General features: G+C 64.1%; 16 protein-coding genes. 8 read left to right on the top strand and 8 right to left on the bottom strand.

Annotated elements, in window-relative coordinates; translation table 11 throughout:
- The first annotated feature begins 208 nt into the window (after positions 1–208).
- The 4 genes from A9971_RS06010 (at position 209) to A9971_RS05995 (ending at position 5,906) form a co-directional block, all read left to right on the top strand.
- Entirely contained in the window at positions 209–1,276 is a 1,068-nt protein-coding gene (locus A9971_RS06010; protein ID WP_077934512.1) for a fatty acid desaturase, read from the top strand.
- 148 nt (positions 1,277–1,424) lie between these two features.
- Positions 1,425–2,570, top strand: coding sequence for a serine hydrolase domain-containing protein (locus A9971_RS06005; protein WP_183001015.1), 1,146 nt, complete (start codon positions 1,425–1,427; stop codon positions 2,568–2,570).
- A 159-nt stretch (positions 2,571–2,729) separates the two neighbouring features.
- Positions 2,730–4,769 (top strand): NADPH-dependent 2,4-dienoyl-CoA reductase, encoded by a 2,040-nt coding sequence (locus tag A9971_RS06000; protein WP_011062256.1) that lies wholly within the window; start codon positions 2,730–2,732, stop codon positions 4,767–4,769.
- Between the two features lie 207 nt (positions 4,770–4,976).
- Entirely contained in the window at positions 4,977–5,906 is a 930-nt protein-coding gene (locus A9971_RS05995) for a 1-aminocyclopropane-1-carboxylate deaminase/D-cysteine desulfhydrase (protein WP_183001014.1), read from the top strand.
- Here A9971_RS05995 and A9971_RS05990 read toward each other — a convergent pair.
- From A9971_RS05990 to A9971_RS05980, 3 genes are all read right to left on the bottom strand, one after another.
- Entirely contained in the window at positions 5,897–6,451 is a 555-nt protein-coding gene (locus A9971_RS05990) for a cytochrome b (protein ID WP_183001013.1), read from the bottom strand. The two genes, A9971_RS05995 and A9971_RS05990, sit on opposite strands and share 10 nt — an antisense overlap.
- A 201-nt stretch (positions 6,452–6,652) precedes the next feature.
- Positions 6,653–7,480, bottom strand: coding sequence for a phosphonoacetaldehyde hydrolase (phnX, locus tag A9971_RS05985; protein WP_183001012.1), 828 nt, complete (start codon positions 7,478–7,480; stop codon positions 6,653–6,655).
- 101 nt (positions 7,481–7,581) lie between these two features.
- Positions 7,582–8,691: a 2-aminoethylphosphonate--pyruvate transaminase gene (locus A9971_RS05980; RefSeq protein WP_152686314.1), complete on the bottom strand. Its 1,110-nt coding sequence runs from the start codon at positions 8,689–8,691 to the stop codon at positions 7,582–7,584.
- Positions 8,692–8,801: 110 nt separating this feature from the next.
- On the opposite strand from A9971_RS05980, the gene A9971_RS05975 reads away from it, so the two are divergent.
- On the top strand, positions 8,802–9,662 hold the full coding sequence (locus A9971_RS05975; protein ID WP_011062251.1) for a LysR substrate-binding domain-containing protein: 861 nt from the start codon (positions 8,802–8,804) through the stop codon (positions 9,660–9,662).
- Between the two features lie 170 nt (positions 9,663–9,832).
- Here A9971_RS05975 and A9971_RS05970 read toward each other — a convergent pair whose 3' ends face one another.
- The gene (locus A9971_RS05970) at positions 9,833–10,720 is read right to left on the bottom strand and encodes a LysR substrate-binding domain-containing protein (RefSeq protein WP_011062250.1); all 888 of its coding nucleotides are present in this window, start codon (positions 10,718–10,720) and stop codon (positions 9,833–9,835) included.
- A gap of 286 nt (positions 10,721–11,006) precedes the next feature.
- On the opposite strand from A9971_RS05970, the gene A9971_RS05965 reads away from it, so the two are divergent.
- From A9971_RS05965 to A9971_RS05955, 3 genes are all read left to right on the top strand, one after another.
- Complete coding sequence (locus A9971_RS05965) at positions 11,007–12,332, top strand: MFS transporter (RefSeq protein ID WP_015636334.1); 1,326 nt, start codon at positions 11,007–11,009, stop codon at positions 12,330–12,332.
- 98 nt (positions 12,333–12,430) lie between these two features.
- Positions 12,431–13,822: an FAD-dependent oxidoreductase gene (locus tag A9971_RS05960; protein WP_011062248.1), complete on the top strand. Its 1,392-nt coding sequence runs from the start codon at positions 12,431–12,433 to the stop codon at positions 13,820–13,822.
- Between the two features lie 108 nt (positions 13,823–13,930).
- Positions 13,931–14,635, top strand: coding sequence for a YebC/PmpR family DNA-binding transcriptional regulator (locus tag A9971_RS05955; protein WP_011062247.1), 705 nt, complete (start codon positions 13,931–13,933; stop codon positions 14,633–14,635).
- A 65-nt stretch (positions 14,636–14,700) separates the two neighbouring features.
- Here the strand turns inward: A9971_RS05955 and A9971_RS05950 are convergent, their stop codons facing one another.
- From A9971_RS05950 to zapE, 4 genes are all read right to left on the bottom strand, one after another.
- Positions 14,701–16,014 carry a leucine-rich repeat-containing protein kinase family protein gene (locus A9971_RS05950; protein WP_183001011.1) on the bottom strand — a complete coding sequence of 438 codons (1,314 nt, stop codon included), beginning with the start codon at positions 16,012–16,014 and terminating at the stop codon, positions 14,701–14,703.
- An 89-nt stretch (positions 16,015–16,103) separates the two neighbouring features.
- The gene (locus A9971_RS05945; protein ID WP_015636332.1) at positions 16,104–16,472 is read right to left on the bottom strand and encodes a hypothetical protein; all 369 of its coding nucleotides are present in this window, start codon (positions 16,470–16,472) and stop codon (positions 16,104–16,106) included.
- Positions 16,459–17,073, bottom strand: a complete 615-nt coding sequence (locus A9971_RS05940) for a hypothetical protein (protein ID WP_015636331.1) — start codon at positions 17,071–17,073, stop codon at positions 16,459–16,461. Before A9971_RS05940 ends, A9971_RS05945 begins: the two co-directional genes overlap by 14 nt.
- Entirely contained in the window at positions 17,070–18,200 is a 1,131-nt protein-coding gene (gene zapE, locus A9971_RS05935) for a cell division protein ZapE (protein ID WP_015636330.1), read from the bottom strand. Before zapE ends, A9971_RS05940 begins: the two co-directional genes overlap by 4 nt.
- Positions 18,201–18,361 lie beyond the last annotated feature (161 nt).

The following is an 18,361-nucleotide window of genomic DNA, read 5'->3' as shown; positions in this document are numbered from 1 at the left end:
GGACTTACCCAAAGAGGCTCAGTAGTGGCGAACTAATAGTTCCAAAGTGGACTGCTGGGTCATTCATAACAGTTGTTAAAAAAACCAGCGGTCCAGGGGGCCACTTATCAGTTGTAGCCGCCGTTTCGGCCCAATTGGTTGTTTTGCTATCGAAGTATGTCTTTCTATTGAAGTTCGCCTCCACTCATTTTCTTCAAAGGATGAAGTGATGAACTCCATAGAAAAGGAACTTGATTGCGGTCGCTCCGTAACTGACCAGCAAAAGATCGAAGAAGTCACCCGCCAAATTACCGAGCATGGTAACGAACTACGCAGACGCTATCCTGTCCTGAACTATCAGAACGCCCTGGGTGCAAGTGCCATGGCTGTTTCGGTGACAGTTATGGTGGTGACTGGTGTGTTGTATGTGAAGGGCATCATGCCCGCGTGGTTGTGCATCTTGGTAAACGCGCTGTCGACCTCGATCATTCATGAACTTGAACATGACCTGATTCACCGTCTGTATTTCCGGAAACAGCCTCTGGCCCATAACTTCATGATGCTGCTGTGCTGGCTGACGCGCCCGGGAATGCCCAGCCCCTGGCTCAGGCGCGGCCTGCACTTTCATCATCACAAGGAATCCGGAACCGCCACCGATGTCGAGGCCTGGATCACCACCAGCGGCAACCCCTGGGGCATTCTCAGGCTGCTGAAGCTGATGGATGGCTTCCTGTTCGGCTTTGTGAATGCGGTCTGCGCACCGGGCTGGCGGCAGAAAATGAAACTGCTGGCCAGGATCATTCGCCTCAATACCCCTTTCGGGCTCCTGTACTGGGGCAGCTGGTATGTGTTCCTGGGTTATCACTTGTCTACCTGGCTGGGCGGCCTGGCAGGAGTGCCGCCACCAAGTTCGCCGTTAGTGCTGCAAGTGATGAACGTGATCGATTGTGCAGTGGTCATTGTTGTTGCGCCGAATATGATTCGACAGTTCTGCCTGTATTTCATCAGTTCCAATATGCATTATTACGGTGATGTTGCGCCACGCAATGCTCTACAACAAACCCAAGTAATGAACCATTGGCTGCTGTGGCCGTTCCAGTTGTTCTGTTTCAACTTTGGCAGTACTCACAGTATTCATCATTTTGTCGTGAAAGATCCTTTTTATCTTCGACAGATGACGGCGCCCTATGCCCATGAAGTCATGGCGAAGGCCGGAGTTCGTTTCAATGACTTCGGTACCTACAAGCGCGCAAATCGTTTCAAGTTGGATACGGTCCACTTTCAGTCCAGAGGCTGAAGGTCTTTTGCACCTCTATTGTTCTTGTTATCACAGGTTTGCATTGCCATTGACGAATGCAACCGGCCTCTTGGTTTCGGTTTTTAACTCATGCTGACCCTGGCCGAGTCTCGCCAGGGCGGCATGACGATGGATGGGAGTTTTGAGAATGGAAGCGCAAGGAACATGTGCGAAGGGTTTCGAAGCCGTGCTGCACGCCTTCGAGGCAATGTTCGATGATCCCCAGGAGCGCGGCGCCGGGCTCTGTGTGCAGGTCGGCGGCCAGACCGTGGTCGACCTGTGGGCCGGCGTGGCGGACCTGGAGGGCAACAAGCCGTGGCACCACGGCACCCTGGCCAATACCTTCTGCACCATCAAGCCCTTGGCCGCAGTGGCTGCCCTGATGCTGGTGGAGGAGGGCAAGCTGGAGCTCGACGCGCCGGTGGCTCGCTACTGGCCCGAGTTTGCCCAGGGCTGCAAGGGGCGGGTCACCGTGCGCCAGGTCATGACCCACACCTCCGGCATACCGGCGCTGCGCGGGCCCAATCACAACGCCATGATGTATGACTGGGAGCACATGGTTGAGATCCTGGCTGCCGAGCCATTGTGGTGGCAGCCAGGAACCGGGTTGGGGTATGCCACCACTATCTTTGGCTGGGTCATCGGTGAGTTGATTCGCCGGGTCGACGGTCGAGAGCCTTGCACCTTCATCCACGAGCGGATCACCCGGCCCCATGACCTGGAGGTTTACCTGGGGGTCGAGGAACAGGATTTTGAGCGTATCGCGCATTTCGATGCCGCCGAGGGGCGGGTGGGCGACTACTACTCGGAGGACCTGCGCAAGGTGATCATTGCCGAGCCGGAGCATGTCGCGACCCTGGCCTTTACCAACCCGGGCATGGTCCCCCGGCGCACCTGCGACCCCCGCTGGTGGGCCTATCGGCAGCCGGGGGTCAACGGCCACAGCACCGCCCATGGCCTGGCCGGCTTTTACAGTGCATTGCTGGGGGGCCGCCTGATCGGGCCCGACCTGTTGAGTGAGTTCACCCGCGAGCACAGCAATGACATGGATCGCATCTGGCGACGTCCCATGCGCTATGGCCTGGGCTGCATGATGGAGCAACCGGCCGATCCGGCTGCCTCCCTCGGCATGGGGCCCGAGACTTTCGGTCATATCGGCCTGGGCGGCCCGATCAGTTTTGCCGACCCCGAACGCGAGGTGAGCTTCGGCTTTGTCACCACCACCTCGGGCCGGCACACCATGATCGATCCCCGTCCGCAGCAACTGGCCGCGCTGGCCTACGCGGCACTTTAAGTGGAAGGGGGAATGGAAAAAGGGTGTGCGTTCTGATCATTAAGTTGTCAGTTACGGTCATTGAGTGCCCGATGTTCTGCTCTTAGTCTGTGCAGCACTACTGATGGAAGCCGCAGAGCTTCCGCATTTTTCCGTGATTGCCCGATCTGGAGTGACACCATGGCTGGAGCACCTTACCCGCATTTGCTGGCCCCCCTCGACCTGGGTTTCACCACCCTGCGCAACCGCACCCTGATGGGGTCGATGCACACCGGTCTGGAAGAAAAGCCCGGCGGCTTCGAGCGCATGGCGGCGTACTTTGCCGAGCGTGCCCGGGGCGGCGTGGGCCTGATGGTCACCGGCGGCATCGGCCCCAACGATGAGGGCGGGGTGTATTCCGGCGCCGCCAAGCTGACCACCGAAGAAGAGGCACTCAAGCACCAGATCGTGACCCGTGCGGTGCACGAGGCCGGCGGCAAGATCTGCATGCAGATCCTTCATGCCGGGCGTTATGCCTACAGCCCCAAGCAGGTGGCTCCCAGCGCCATCCAGGCACCGATCAACCCGTTCAAGCCAAAGGAGCTGGACGAGGAAGGCATCGAGAAGCAGATTCGCGATTTCGTCACCTGCTCGACCCTGGCCCAGAAGGCCGAATACGACGGTGTCGAGATCATGGGCTCGGAAGGTTATTTCATTAACCAGTTCCTGGCCGCCCACACCAACCACCGCACCGATCGTTGGGGCGGCAGCTATGAAAACCGCATGCGCCTGCCGGTGGAAATCGTCCGTCGGGTACGTGAGGCGGTGGGCCCGAACTTCATCATCATCTTCCGCCTGTCGATGCTCGACCTGGTGGAAGGCGGCAGCACCTGGGAAGAGATCGTGCAACTGGCCCAGGCCATCGAGCAGGCCGGCGCCACCCTGATCAACACCGGGATCGGCTGGCACGAAGCGCGGATCCCCACCATCGCCACCAAGGTGCCGCGTGCCGCATTCAGCAAGGTGACGGCCAAGCTGCGCGGTTCGGTGAGCATTCCGCTGATCACCACCAACCGCATCAACACCCCGGAAGTCGCCGAGCAGATCCTCGCCGAGGGCGATGCCGACATGGTCTCCATGGCGCGGCCATTCCTGGCCGACCCGGACTTCGTCAACAAGGCCGCCGAAGGCCGCGCCGACGAAATCAATACCTGCATCGGCTGCAACCAGGCGTGCCTGGACCACACGTTCGGCGGCAAGCTCACCAGTTGCCTGGTCAACCCGCGCGCCTGCCACGAGACCGAGCTGAACTACCTGCCGGTCAAGCAGATCAAGAAGATCGCCGTGGTCGGTGCCGGCCCGGCGGGCCTGTCCGCCGCTACCGTGGCTGCCGAGCGTGGGCATCAGGTGACCCTGTTCGATTCCGCCAGCGAGATCGGCGGCCAGTTCAACATCGCCAAGCGCGTGCCGGGCAAGGAAGAGTTCTTCGAGACCCTGCGCTACTTCAAGCGCAAGTTGCAGACCAGCCATGTCGAGCTGTGCCTCAACACCCGCGTCGATGTACAGCAACTGGTGGCCGGCGGCTTTGACGAAATCATCCTGGCCACCGGCATTGCCCCTCGCGTGCCGGCGATTCCCGGGGTGGAGCACGCCAAGGTCCTCAGTTACCTGGACGTACTGCTCGAGCGCAAGCCGGTGGGCAAGAGCGTGGCGGTGATCGGTGCCGGCGGCATCGGCTTCGATGTTTCCGAATTCCTCGTGCACCAGGGTGTGGCCACCAGCCAGGATCGCCAGGCGTTCTGGAAGGAATGGGGCATCGACACCCAGCTCCAGGCCCGTGGCGGCGTGGCCGGGATCAAGCCCGAGCCCCATGCACCAGCGCGGCAGGTGTTCCTCTTGCAGCGCAAGAAGACCAAGGTCGGCGACGGCCTGGGCAAGACCACCGGCTGGATCCATCGCACCGGTCTGAAGAACAAGCAGGTGCAGATGCTCAACAGCGTCGAGTACCTGAAGATCGACGATGCCGGCTTGCATATCCGTATCGGTGAGGCCGGCGAACCCCAGGTGCTGCCGGTGGACAACATCGTCATCTGTGCCGGCCAGGATCCGCTGCGTGAACTGCAGGACGGCCTGGTGGCGGCAGGGCAGAACGTGCACCTGATCGGTGGTGCCGATGTGGCCGCCGAACTGGACGCCAAGCGCGCCATCAACCAGGGTTCGCGTCTGGCGGCCGAGCTGTAACGGCCTGCCGTCCTGTAGCCGCTGCCGTAGGCTGGGCACGAGGCCGCAGGACTCGCCCAGCGGGCAATCGCGCTGCAACCAGCGAGCGCGGTTGCCTGTCTTGCGGGTTCTGCGAACCCGTTCGCAGCCTGCGGCAGCGGCTACAAGGATGAGCCTGGGCCTGGAGCTGATAGACTGCGCAGCTTCTTCCCCGAACCCCCGCTGCCGATGTCCTTCCCCGAATCCTTCGACTGGTTACCCCACGCCCCGCTGCAACGGCTGGAGCTGGACTGGCTGTCGCGGGCCGGGGTCGAGGTGGCGGTGCTGCGCCTGGACCTGATCGACCCGCTGATCAGCGGCAACAAGTGGTTCAAGCTGACCGAACACCTGGCGGCGGCACGTACCGCCGGTGCCCACGGCATCATCAGCCTGGGGGGCGCCCATTCCAATCATCTGCATGCGCTGGCCGCTGCTGGCCGGCGTTTTGCCTTTCCCACCGTGGGTCTGTTGCGTGGCCATCCACGGGACACACCGACGGTGCTCGACCTGCAAGCCTTCGGCATGCACCTGCACTGGCTGGGCTATGGCGGTTATCGCGCGCGCCACGAGGCGGGTTTCTGGACGCCCTGGCAGGCCCGGTACCCAGAGTTGTACCCGGTGCCCGAAGGCGGCGGTGGCCTGGCCGGCGCAGCGGGCTGCATGACCCTGCGCGATCAGGTGCGGCGGCAGTTGCCGAGCCTGGGCTGGAGCGACTACCACGGCTGGTGGCTGGCCGCCGGCACGGGCACTACCCTGGCCGGGCTGGTGCTGGCGGAGGCCGGAGCGCATCCGGTCTACGGCGCCCTGGCGGTCCCCGAGGATCACGGGGTGGCGCAGCAGGTCGAGGGGATCTTGCAAGAGGCCGGGCAGGGCCGCGGCGGTTATCAACTGCTGGACAGCAGCCGCGGCGGTTTTGCCAAGGTCGATGAAGTGTTAAGCGGGTTTATCCGGCTCACAGAACAACAATGCGCTCTACCGCTTGAACCCTTGTACACCGGCAAGGCCCTGCTGGCGTTGCAGGAACAGGTCCAGGCCGGGCGTTTCTCCCCGGGTTGCCGGTTGATCTTTGTGCATACCGGCGGCCTGCAGGGCCGCCGCGGGCTGTTGGCTCAGGCCTGACCGCGCTTGCGCCACATGCGTTGCAGAGTGTTGTCGCGCATCACGTAGTGGTGGTAGAGCCCGGCCAGGGCGTGCAGCCCGATCAGCCAGTAGCCGACCGTACCCAGCAGTTCGTGCCAGCCCTGGAGCTGCTTGGCCAGTGGCTTGTTCTCGGCCAGCAGCAGCGGCAGGTCGAGGCCGTAGAACATCACCTGATGGCCCTTGGCGCTGGTGGTCAGCCAGCCGAGGATCGGCATGGCGATCATGAACAGGTACAGCGCCCAGTGCATCAGGATCGACAGCAGCCGTTGCCAGTGGGGCGGGGTGGGCAGGATCTTCGGCGCTACGCCCTGGGCGCGAGCGAACAGGCGCAGCCAGACCAGCGCAAACACTGTCAGGCCGAGCATGAAGTGGGCTTCGACAATCAGCGTGCGACCACCGCTGCCTTTGGGGAAGATGCCGCGAAATTCGATACAGGCGTAAACCACGGCCAGTAGCACCAGCATCAACCAGTGCAGGGCGATCGTCATGGTGCTGTAGCGAGACTCAGTGTTTTTCCAGGGCATACGGGACATCCTCGGTCATCAGGTCTGAAGCCTCCGTTCTTGAGCGACGGAGTGCTTTAACTGTAATCCGCTTTATGCCGGTCTGCCTGGAGCTGTAGCGGCTTTTATCGCCCCCCTGTGCAGCGTCGGGGCGGTGGGCGGGTATAAAAAAACGGCGGCCCCGAAGGCACCGCCGTTTTTTAATATTGCCCCGTGCCTGAATCAGTTGCCCTGGGGCATTTCCCCCTGGGCCAGGCGCTGGTTGATGTCGGCGATCACCTGGGGCAGGTCGGCGATGGTGTCGATCAGGTAGTGCGGGCGCGAAGCCTCGAACAGCTTGTGGATGCGCTTGCGCTCGCTGGCCAGGGTGTCGCTGGCCAGGGCCCGGTAGCCTTCGTAGGTCAGGCCCAGGGCATTGCCCGAGCAGGTCAGCGCCACGGTCCACATGCCGGCGCGGCGGCCTTCGAGAATGCCCGGTACGGTGTCGTCGATCTTCACGCAGGCGGCCACGTCGTCGATGCCCAGGGCGATCACGTTGGCCAGGGCCTGGGCTGGCCATGGGCGGCCGTTGGGCACTTCGTCGGTGGCCACCACGTGGTCGGCGGTGTAGCCGTTGGTGGCGGCCAGGGCTACCACCTTGTCCATCACCTGCTTGGGGTAGCCGGAGCAGGAGCCGATCTTGATCCCCTGTTCACGCAGCTTGGCGATCACCTCCAGGGCGCCGGGGATCAGCGCCGAGTGCTCGGCGATCTTCTCGATCTGCAACGGCATGAAGCGTTCGTAGATAGCGGTCACATCGGCGTCAGTCGGCGTGCGGCCGAAGACCTTGCGATAGCGCTCGGCCACCTCCGGCAGGTCGCACAAGGTGCGGATGTGATCCCACTTGCCCATGCCCATGGGGCCGCGGGCCTCTTCGATGGACACCTGCACATCGAACTCGGCGAAGGCTTCGACAAAGATCTGGGTCGGGGCAAAGGAGCCGAAGTCGACCACGGTGCCGGCCCAGTCGAGGATCGCCGCTTGCAGCTGAGAAGGGTTGCTGTAGTTCATGGTTTCGATGCCTGTGTAGGAGCGAGCTTGCTCGCAAAAAAGGTTCTGTATCGCGTCGCCTGATTCGCGAGAAAGCTCGCTCCTACAGGCTCGGTGGGGAGTCAGATGTCGAGGACTTCCATCTCTTGCAGCACTTCGGCGATGGCGGTGACGGCAGCCTGCATGCCGCGGCGGTCGACATGGCCGATGCAGCCCACGCGGAAGGTTTCGACCTGGGTCAGCTTGCCCGGGTAGAGGATGAAACCCTTGGCCTTGACCCGCTCGTAGAAATCCTTGAACTGGTAGCGGGGATCTTTCGGGGCGTGGAAGGTGACGATGATCGGTGCCTGGATCGCTTCCGGCAGAAAACTGCGCAGGCCCAACTCGCCCATGCCATCGAGCAGTGTCTGGCAGTTGTCGGCGTAGCGGGCATGGCGCGCCGGCAGGCCACCTTCCTCGGCGTATTGCAGCAGGGCTTCGTGCAGCGCGGCGACCACGTGGGTCGGCGGGGTGAAGCGCCACTGGCCGGTCTTGGCCATGTAGCTGTGCTGGTCGTGCAGGTCCATGGCCAGGGAATGGGCATTGCCGCCGGCCTGGGTCAGGGAGGCCTTGGCAGCGAAGACAAAACCCATGCCGGGCACGCCTTCCAGGCATTTGCCGGAGGCGGCGATCAGCGCATCGAAGGGGATCTCCCGGGCATCGATGGGCAGGGCGCCGAAGGAACTCATGGCGTCGATGATCAGGCGCTTGCCATGGCTGGCCACCACCTGGGCGATTTCCGGCAGCGGGTTGAGGATGCCGGTGCTGGTTTCGCAGTGGATCAGCGCCACGTGGCTGATGCTGCTGTCGGCCTGGAGCAGGCGCTCGACATCCGCGGCCGTGGTGGGCTGGTCCTCGGCGGTTTCGAAGGTGCTGAAATCCCGGCCGAGCACTTCGCAGATCTTCGCCAGGCGCTTGCCGTAGGCACCGTTGATCAGCACCAGGACCTTGCCGTCGCGGGGCACCAGGGTGCCGATGGCCGCTTCCACGGCGAAGGTGCCACTGCCTTGCAGGGGCACGCAGTGATGGCTGTCGGCGCCCTGGATGATGGCCAGCAGCTGTTGGCACAGGCTGGCGGTCAGCTGGTTGAAGCGGTCATCCCACGAACCCCAGTCCACTAGCATTGCCTGGCGGGTGCGGGCGGAGGTGGTCAGGGGGCCGGGGGTAAGCAGGATTGGCTCGGCGATGCTCATGCTGTGTCCTCGAAAAGGTGGGGATGACGCTACGGGGACTAAATTGCAGTTTGCCTTGTCATCAATCAAATTGTTTGTTGTTATGCCAGCCATCAGTGAGGCCGATAGCTATGAACCTGTTTCAACTCCGCGCATTCGACGCCGTGGCCCGGGAAGGCAGCTTTACCCGGGCCGCCGGGCGGCTGTTCATCAGCCAGCCGGCGGTTACCGGGCATATCAAGGCCCTGGAAGAGCATTACCAGATCACCTTGCTGCGGCGCACTGCGCGCCGGGTGGAACTGACCGAAGAGGGCATCAAGCTGGCGGCCATTACCCGGGCCATGTTCGGCCTGGCGGAAGAGGCCCAGGCCATGCTCGAGGCCAACCGGCAATTGCTCACCGGGCGCCTGGAAGTGGCAGCGGACGGCCCCCATCTGGTCATGCCGATGCTGGCCAGCTTGCGGGCGCGCTACCCGGGGGTGACGGTCAACCTGCGCCTGGGCAATGCCCAGGAAACCCTGGCGGCGCTGTTGTCCGAGCATGCCGACGTGGCGGTGCTGACCGAAGTCGAGCCGCGCAAGGGCCTGCACCTGCAAAGCCTGGGCGAGTCGCGGATCTGTGCCTTGGTGCCCGATGGGCACCCTTGGCTGGAACTGGCCGAGGGCGTCGCCATCGAGCAGTTGGACCAGGTGATCATGGTGCTGCGCGAACCGGGTTCGATCACCCGCCGGACGTTCGATGAGGCCTGTGGGCTGGCCCAGGTCCAGCCCCGGGTGCTGCTGGAGCTGGACAGCCGCGAAGCGGTGACCGAGGCGGTGGCGGCGCACCTGGGGGTGGGCATTGTCAGTTCGGTGGAGGTTGGCCACGACCCGCGGGTGCGCACGGTGCCGATCCGCGGTGCGGGGCTGGTCAACCGGCACATGATCGGCTGCGTGGAGCGGCGCCGGGACCTGCGCCTGATTCAGGCGTTTTTCGCCCTGGCTCCAGCCTGAGCCCACCTCCACTCTTGTAGGAGCTGGCTTGCCGGCGAAGAGGCCCGAAAGATCGCCTTCGCCGGCAAGCCAGGCTCCTGCGGTAGCGGTGTCTGGGGGATCGCTTTCGCCGGCAAGCCGGCTCCTACGGTAGTGGTGCCTGGAGATCACCTTCGCCGGTAAGCCGGCTCCTACAGGGCGGTGGGGGAGGCCAGGCTTTCGCGTACCAGGTCGAGGAAGGTGGCGACGATCCGTCGCGAACTCTGTTCGCGCAGGCACACCAGGGTTTCGGTCAGGCGCCGCTGGCAGTCGACGATCGGCAGGGCGCAGACCCGGGCGTCGGCGCCGAACTCTGCCGCCGAGACCACCCCCACGCCAATGCCCACCACCACTGCTTCGCGCGCGGCTTCGCGACCTTCCACCTGGATGGTCGGGCGGATGCGCAGGCCGGCGCGGTTCATTTCCTCTTCCAGGGTCTGGCGGGTTACCGAGCCGACCTCCCGCAGCACCAGGGGCGTGTCGTCCAGGTCGGCGAGGCAGATGGACTGGCGGCCGGCCCAGGGGTGGTGACGGGAGACGAACGCCACCATCGGGTCGTTGCGCAGGGTCAGAGACAGCAGGCGCTCGTCGTCCACGGCCCGCCCCAGCAGAGCCAGGTCGGCCTGGTAATTGAACAGGCGCAGCAGCGATTCATCGGTGTTGCCGGTTTCGATCTTCACATTGATCCCGGGGTACAGCTCGCAGAACCGGGCGATCTGCGGCAGCACATGCACCGGGGCATCCACCGCCAGTACCAGGCTGCCGGTCTGCAAGGCCCGGGACTCCTGCAGCAGCTCCTTGGCTTCGGCTTCCACCACGAACAGGCGCTGGGTGATGGCCAGCAGGCGCTCGCCCAGGTCGGTCAGGCGCACCGAGCGCTTGTTGCGATGAAACAACAGCACCCCGAAGCGCTCTTCGAGCTTGCGCACCTGGTCGGAAATCGCCGGCTGCGTCAGGTACAGGCGTTCGGCCGCCCGGGTGAAGCTGCCGTGCACCGCCACGGCGTGGAAGGCTTTCAATTGGGCGTGGGAAACCGACATGGGCCAAACCTCTTACAAGCTGAGCTTATATTTGAAATACGATAAATCGATTTCATTTATTAGTCAGTAATTGCTTCCATCCCTGCAAGCCCAGTGACCGGTCGGTCGACCGGCACCGGGCCCTGAGGCCTGTGCGTGCAGCTTCGGTCCCCGAAACGGGCCGGCAACAGGACTCATCTGACCAGCAGCGCCCGCCGCGAGGGCCCTGCTGCAGTGCTCAAGAATAAAAAACACAGGCGTTTGCTTCGCATCCTGCCGGCACACTCACCCTGAGGTCAGAACCACAATGAACAAGCAGATCGGCACCATCAAACGTTGGCGCGTGCAGATTTTCGCCATCACCTGGATCGCCTACGCGGCGTTCTACTTCACCCGCAAAGCCTTTTCCGTCGCCAAGCTCGGGATCGCCGACGATCCCGACTTCACCCTCGACAAGATGGCCATGGCCAACCTCGACGCCATCTACCTGGCGGCCTACGCCGTGGGGCAGTTCACCTGGGGCATCTTCGCCGACCGCTTCGGCCCGCGGGTGGTGGTGCTGGGCGGCTTGCTGATTTCCGCCGCTGCGGCGCTGGTGATGGGCAGCTTCGCCACCTTGCCGGTGTTCGCCACCTGCATGCTGGTCCAGGGGCTGGCGCAGTCCACGGGCTGGTCGGGGCTGTGCAAGAACATCGGCAGTTTCTTTCCCGCCGGGCAGCGCGGCAGGGTGCTGGGGCTGTGGAGTTCCTGCTACGCCTTCGGCGGCCTGGTGGCCTCGCCCTTTGCCGGCTGGTGGGCCTATACGCTGATCGGCACCTGGCACGCGGCGTTCATTTCCAGTGCGGTGGTGGTGGGCCTGACCGCGGTGCTGTTCTTCATCTTCCAGCGCAATACCCCGGAGGACGTGGGCCTGCCGGCCGTGGAGCCATTGCCCCCGCAGAGCGCCGAAGAAGACGCCGCCGAACGGCGCATGAGCGTCTGGGAACCGCTGCGCGAGATCCTGCGCAACCGCACGGTGCTGATCCTCGGGCTGTCGTACTTCCTGCTCAAGCCGGCGCGCTACGCGATCCTGCTGTGGGGGCCGGTGATCGTCTACGAACAGATGCCGTCGGTGGGCAAGGTGGGGGCGGCGATCGTGCCCACCAGCTTCGAGCTGGCCGGGCTGCTGGGGCCGGTGATGATCGGCCTGGCCTCGGACAAGCTGTTCGGCGCCCGGCGCATGCCGGCCTGTGTCATCAGCCTGCTGGCGCTGACCCTGTCCCTGGCGCTGTTCATGGGCGCTCTGCATACCGGCAGCGTCGTGCTGGTGATGGCCCTGCTGTTTTTCATGGGCCTGACCCTGTATGGGCCGGACTCGATGATCTGTGGCGCTGCAGCCATCGACTTCGGCTCGGCCAAGGCCGGGGCCACCGCGGCCGGTTTCGTCAATGGCTGCGGCTCGGTGGGCGCGGTGCTGGGTGGCCTGCTGCCGGGTTACTTCGACACGGTCACGGTGTTCATCGTGTTTGCCGCCTGCGCCCTGGTCTCGGCCCTGGTGCTGGTGCCGTACTGGAACAGCCGGCCCCAAGGGCTCGATCCGGTGCGCGCACTCGTTCCCAATGGACCTTTGCTGATCAAACCGCTGCGTACCTGACTTTCGGGCCTCTTCGCCGGCAAACCGGCTCCTACGAAGGCTTGTAGGAGCAGGCTTGCCAGCGAACCCACTCGCCGTTTTTTACCTGGAGACTCACCATGCGACCTTTCTGGCTGGAACAGGCCCTGCAACAGCAACCCTCACCGGCGTGCCCGCCACTGTCGGGCGATACCACCTGCCAGGTGGCGATTGTCGGCGGCGGCTACACCGGGCTGTGGACCGCCATCATGCTCAAGGAGCAGAACCCCGGGCTGGACGTGCTGCTGATCGAGGCGGATATCTGCGGCGCCGGTGCCAGTGGGCGCAACGGCGGCTGCGCGCTGTCCTGGTCGGCCAAGTACTTCACCCTGGAGCGGCTGTTCGGTGTCGAGGAGGCCGTGCGCCTGGTCAAGGAATCCGAGCAGAGCATCTATGCCATCGGCGCCTTCTGCGAGCGCTACGGGGTGGATGCCCAGTACCGCCTCGACGGCACTTTGTACACGGCCACCAACCCGGCCCAGGTCGGCTCCACCGACGGCGTGATCGCTGCGCTGGAGCGCCGCGGCATCAACTCCTTCGACAAGCGACCCCTGGCCGACGTGCAGCGCATGGCCGGTTCCAGCCAGCATCTGGAGGGCTGGTATTCGCCGGCGGCGGCCAGCGTACAGCCGGGCCTGCTGGTGCGCGGGCTGCGCCGGGTGGCCCTGCAACTGGGCGTGAGGATTCACGAGAACACCGCCATGACCGGGCTGGAGGAGGGGCGCCCGGCGCTGTTGCGCACGCCCCTGGGGCAGATCCGCGCCGAGCGCGTGGTACTGGCGATGAATGCCTGGATGGCCCGGGCCTTCCCGCAATTCGAACGCAGCGTGGCGATTGTTTCCAGCGACATGCTGATCACCGAGCCGCGGCCCCAACTGCTGCAGCAGATCGGCCTGACCAGCGGCGTGACGGTGCTGGATTCGCGGATCTTCGTGCACTACTACCACAACACCCCGGACGGTCGGATCATGCTCGGCAAGGGCGGCAACACCTTCGCCTATGGCGGGCGGATGCTGCCGGTGTTCGACCAGCCGTCGCCCTACGCCGGCTTGCTCAAGCGCAGCCTGGGGCAGTTCTTCCCGGCCTTTGCCGACGTGCCGGTGGCGGCCACCTGGAATGGCCCGTCGGATCGCTCGGTGACCGGCTTGCCGTTCTTCGGCCAGATGAGCCGCGCGGGCAATGTGTTCTACGGTTTCGGGTATTCCGGCAGCGGCGTCGGCCCCTGCCATATGGGCGGGCAGATCCTCGCCTCCCTGGTGCAGGGGCTGGACAACCCCTGGACTCGCTCGCCGCTGGTCAATGGCCCCCTGGGCTACTTCCCGCCGGAGCCGATCCGCTACCTGGGTTCGCTGGTGGTGCGCAACGCCATCCGCCGCAAGGAACGGGCCGAGGACCACGGGCGCCGGCCGCGGCACCTGGATGTGCGCCTGGCGCGTTTCGCTGCGGCGGCCGGCAAGGCCGACAAGGGCTGAAGCCTGCCAGCCACTGACTTTTTGGTCGATCAGGGCCTTGAGGACGTATAAACTTGCCCATCGCGTCGGCCAAATCCAACTCGACGCCATAGATCAAGAGAGTGAGTAATGGGCGCACAGTGGAAGGTTAAACACAAAGAAGCGGCAGCCAATGCCAAGGGCAAGATTTTCGGCAAGCTGGTCAAAGAGATCACCATCGCCGCACGTAACGGCGCCGACACCGCCACCAACGCCCACCTGCGGCTGGTGGTGGAACAGGCGAAAAAGGCTTCGATGCCCCGCGAGACCCTGGAGCGTGCCATCAAGAAAGGCTCGGGCCAGCTGGGCGAGACCGTGCAGTACCACCGCGTGACCTACGAAGGTTTTGCCCCGCACCAGGTACCCCTGATCGTTGAATGCGTGACCGACAACATCAACCGTACCGTGGCGGAAATCCGCGTGGCGTTCCGCAAGGGCCAACTGGGCGCTTCGGGTTCGGTGTCCTGGGATTTCAACCACGTGGGCATGATCGAGGCCTCGCCGGACAGCCCGGACGCCGATCCGGAACTGGCCGCCATCGAGGCCGGTGCCCAGGACTTCGAGCCGGGCGAAGAGGGCGCGACCCTGTTCCTGACCGAGCCTGCGGACCTGGATGCGGTACAGAAAGCCCTGCCCGAGCAAGGTTTCACCGTGCTTTCGGCCAAGCTTGGCTACCAGCCGAAGAACCCGGTCAGCGGCCTGAGCGATGAGCAGATGGCTGAAGTCGAGGCGTTCCTCGAAGGCCTGGACAACCATGACGACGTGCAGGACATGTTCGTCGGCCTGGCAGGCTAAGGCGATTCGCCGGCCAGCCCGCTCCTGCATACCTTTGTAGGAGCCGGCTGGCCGGCGAAGCTGTTTTAAAGCCCCGCCAATTCCTCGCAGACCTGGGTAAAGCCCGGTCGCGCCAGTACCTCCGGCTGGCAGCAGCGCTGCACCAGCGCCGCCAGTTTCTGCTGTTGCCCCAGGCTCAGCGAGCCATCCCCGCGCTCCAGCAATTCCTCCAGCAAGATACCGAAGGCCCGCACTTCCAGGCGTTGCAGCGCCCGGCTTTGCACGGTGTCGTCCTGGGCATGGAAGGACGCTGCGCCAAAATCCCCCAGCAGGCAGTCGCCTTGGGCGTTCCACAAGGTGTTGTGGCCATAGAGGTCGCCATGGGTGATGCCCTGGGCATGCAGGTGGGCGCCCACCGAAGCGATGCCGCGGGCGATGCCCAGGGTTACGTCGGCGTTGAAGCGGGCGTCGTCCGGGTAGATGTCCCGGGAGCAGGAATCCAGGCTGGGCAGCGCTGCAAGGTTGGCAAAACTTTTGTCGATCAACTGCATCACCAGGCCGTTCTGGCCCTGGGGGTGGTCGAGGATGCGGCCTTCGACGCAGATCAGGTTCGGGTGCAGCCCGGCGCTGATGCAGGCGTTCATTTCGTGCAACGGCGAGCCGTCGCTGGTCATCTCGCCCTTGTACAGCTTGACCGCCACCGCTCGCGGCGGTTGCCCGGCGGGCTGCCACTGCGCCTGGTGAATCACCCCCGAGGCGCCTTCGCCCAGGCGCTGTTCCAGGGTCAGTTCGCTCCAGGGGATGGTCGGAGTGGATTCCAGGGCCGTGGCATCGGCTTCCGACTCCAGCGGGTTGCCGGCATAGGCCAGCCAGGTCAGGCGCGGCAGGGCCAGGAGGAACGGCGGCAGCTCGGTCAGGCGGTTGGCGGCAATCCGCAGCAGTTCCAGGCGGTGGCACTGGCCCAGGCTTTCGGGCAGGCGGGTCAGGCGGTTGCCGGCGAGCATGAGTTTTTGCAGCAGCGGGCGCTGGCCCAGTTCTTCCGGCAGCTCAGCGATGCGGTTATCGGTGAGGATCAGCCAGCGCAGCTGCGGTGGCAGGGCGGCGGCCGGCACCCGCTCGATGCGGTTGGCCTTGAAGCCGATCATGCTCAGTTGCAGGCATTGGCCGAGGCAGGCCGGTACTTCACTGAACCAGTTGTCCGAGCAGAACAGGATGCGCAGGCGAGTGAGCCGGTGCAGGTCCTCGGGCAGGCTGCTCAGGGCGTTGCCACTGAGGTTGAGGATCTCCAGGGAGTCGGCCAGATCGAAGATTTCCCGGGGGAACTCAGTCAGCCCGCAGGACAGGTCCAGGCGCTTGATGCCGGCCAGTTGGCCAGCCCGCAGTTGGGCAAGGGTATCCATGAACAGCGTCAACACTCGAAAGAAGAAAAAGGCGGGCAGAATAAAGCAGTTCGGCGGTTTTTGCTGCCTGGGCGGCCATGGGATGGGGGCTATTGGGTTTCCAGCAGCCTGAAGGCCAACGCGCCCGCTCCTTGAACGTAGTCGGCAATCAGGGTCAGGTCGGTCTTGCGGCCTTTGGACCACAGCTGGCAGGCCACTCTCATGGTCGATGGCTCGGTGCCCAGCGGGTAAAGGTCCAGGGCGACCCGGCCGCTGCGGTCTGGTTGGAATACCCGGTCATAGGGCGCAAGGGCCAGGTCGCCGGCCTGTTCTCCCGAGCTGTCCAGCTCTTCGAGGATTTCTGCATAAATGGCCGGGCTCACGCCAACTGCCGCCAATGCCGTCGGCTGGGCATGTTCAATGGCGCGCAAGAGTGCCTCTGCCAGTCGGTAAATCTCTTGGCGGTCAAATGCTTGCATCTTGCAGTGCTCCAGCCAGCCGGCGAAATGCCGCGGGTTGCCTGGAGTTCCCGGCTTCAGCCAGCATCGACTCCAGGCTGTGGTGCTCCAGGGTATTTTTTACCGATCCGGTGGCGGCTCTGCCCAGCGGGCTTTCCAGGTCGAAGTCGCTCTCCAGGGTTGCAAGCAGGTAGGCGCCCTGGCGGCTCCATTGGTTGAAACGCATGACGTGCCGGTCATCCAGAATCACCGCGCCTTCCTGCTTGTCGTCCGAGAAATGGAAAGCCAACTGCGAAGGGGGCAGGTTTTGCTGGGCCGCAAGGCGTTTCCTGTACTTGAGCACGGACGTAAGGCGGGCCCCGGGGGCCAGGTTGAAGCCACTGCCGACCCGTTGCCGGTCAAGGAAGTAGCACTTGAACAGCACCTCCAGGGTTCGCTGGTGGTAGCGCGTCGTGCAGCGTTTTTCATACTGGTGAAAGTCCTGGGGCTCGCCGACCCGCTCATAGCCTTTGGCCGCCAGTTCGGCTGCCGAGAAACTCTCCAGACCAAATAGCCGGGAGTGCTTGAGGGTTGAATCTTGCAGGTGCAGGCACACCAGCTCGCAAAAGCTGATCGAACTCATGTGGCTACCTGCTCAAGCGGGTGCTCGGGGCCGATTTCCTGCAATTGCCCGAGGCGGCTGCGGGTGCGGGCCAGGTCGATGGCGTGGCCGCCCAGGCTTTCGGCCAGCGGGCGCTGGCCGATCAGCAGCAGGCGCTTGTCCTGGTCGTAGAGCACGTCGATCAGATTGATGAAGCGCTGCTGGGCGGCGATCGAGCACTCCGCCAGTGGCGGCAGTTCATCGATGATCCAGGTGTCGAACTGGCGGCTCAGTTCCAGGTAGTCCATGACTGCCGTGGGCTGCTGGCACAGGTCGTTGAATTCGAAGCGGATGCTGCGCTGCTGGCGCTGGCGGGTGGTCAGCTGGCGGCTGCCGACCTGCAGCAGCGTTGCCGGGGCATGGCGTTCGGGCAGCTTGAGCGCCTGGCGCTGGGCCGCGGTGCCGGGCCAGAGATACTGCCCCCGGGTAAAGGCCTGTTGTTCGTGGGTTTGCGCGTGGGTCCGGTAATCCTCGGCACCGCCGACTTCCATGACCTGCATGCGCGCGTTGATCAGTTCGATCACCGGTTTGAAGCGGGCATGGTACAGCGGGTTGGGCAGCAGGCCTTCGGGGGCGTAGTTGGAGGTCACCAGCAGCACGATGCCGCGCTTGAACAGGGCCTTGAACAGCCGGGTGATGAGCATGGCGTCGCCGATGTCGTGGACATGGAACTCATCGAAACACAGTACCCGGCACTGGCGGAGCAGCTCGTCCAGAGTGGTTTCCAGGGCATCGGCCTGCTGCTGGTGGCGAAACATGCCCTGGTGCAGTTGGGCGAAGAAGTCATGGAAATGCAGGCGCTGTTTCTCGTCGATGGGCAGGGCACGGAAGAAGCCGTCCAGCAGCCAGCTCTTGCCCCGCCCCACGGCGCCATACAGGTACAGGCTCGGCGCCTGCGGGGTGGCCTGCTCCAGGGCGTCGGCCAGTTGCCCCATGCGCTCGATCACCTGCAACTGGCCATGGCTCAGGGTGTAGCCCAGGTCCAGGGCCTTATGGCGAAAGTAGTCATGGATCAGCGCGCCAGCGGCGCTCGGGCGGCGGGCGGGCCTGGCGAACAGGCGACGCCAGGGAGATCGAGTCTGTGCATGTTTTGGCGGTAAAGCGGCCAATGTTGATTACCCCGATGGTTCCAGGCCGCTCACCTTAAGAGCGGCGCGCCAATTTAACCAATAGAAAATGCCCCGGCCAGTCATCTCGAAAAGGCATGGCTACAGCCGTGCCGGCGCAGCGCTCATGCCGTGAGCAATTAATACGCTAACTGGCGGTTTCC

This window comes from Pseudomonas sp. UME65 (assembly GCF_014170225.1).
Classification (GTDB): Bacteria; Pseudomonadota; Gammaproteobacteria; order Pseudomonadales; family Pseudomonadaceae; genus Aquipseudomonas; species Aquipseudomonas protegens.
This window is presented reverse-complemented; position numbering and strand designations above follow the sequence as displayed.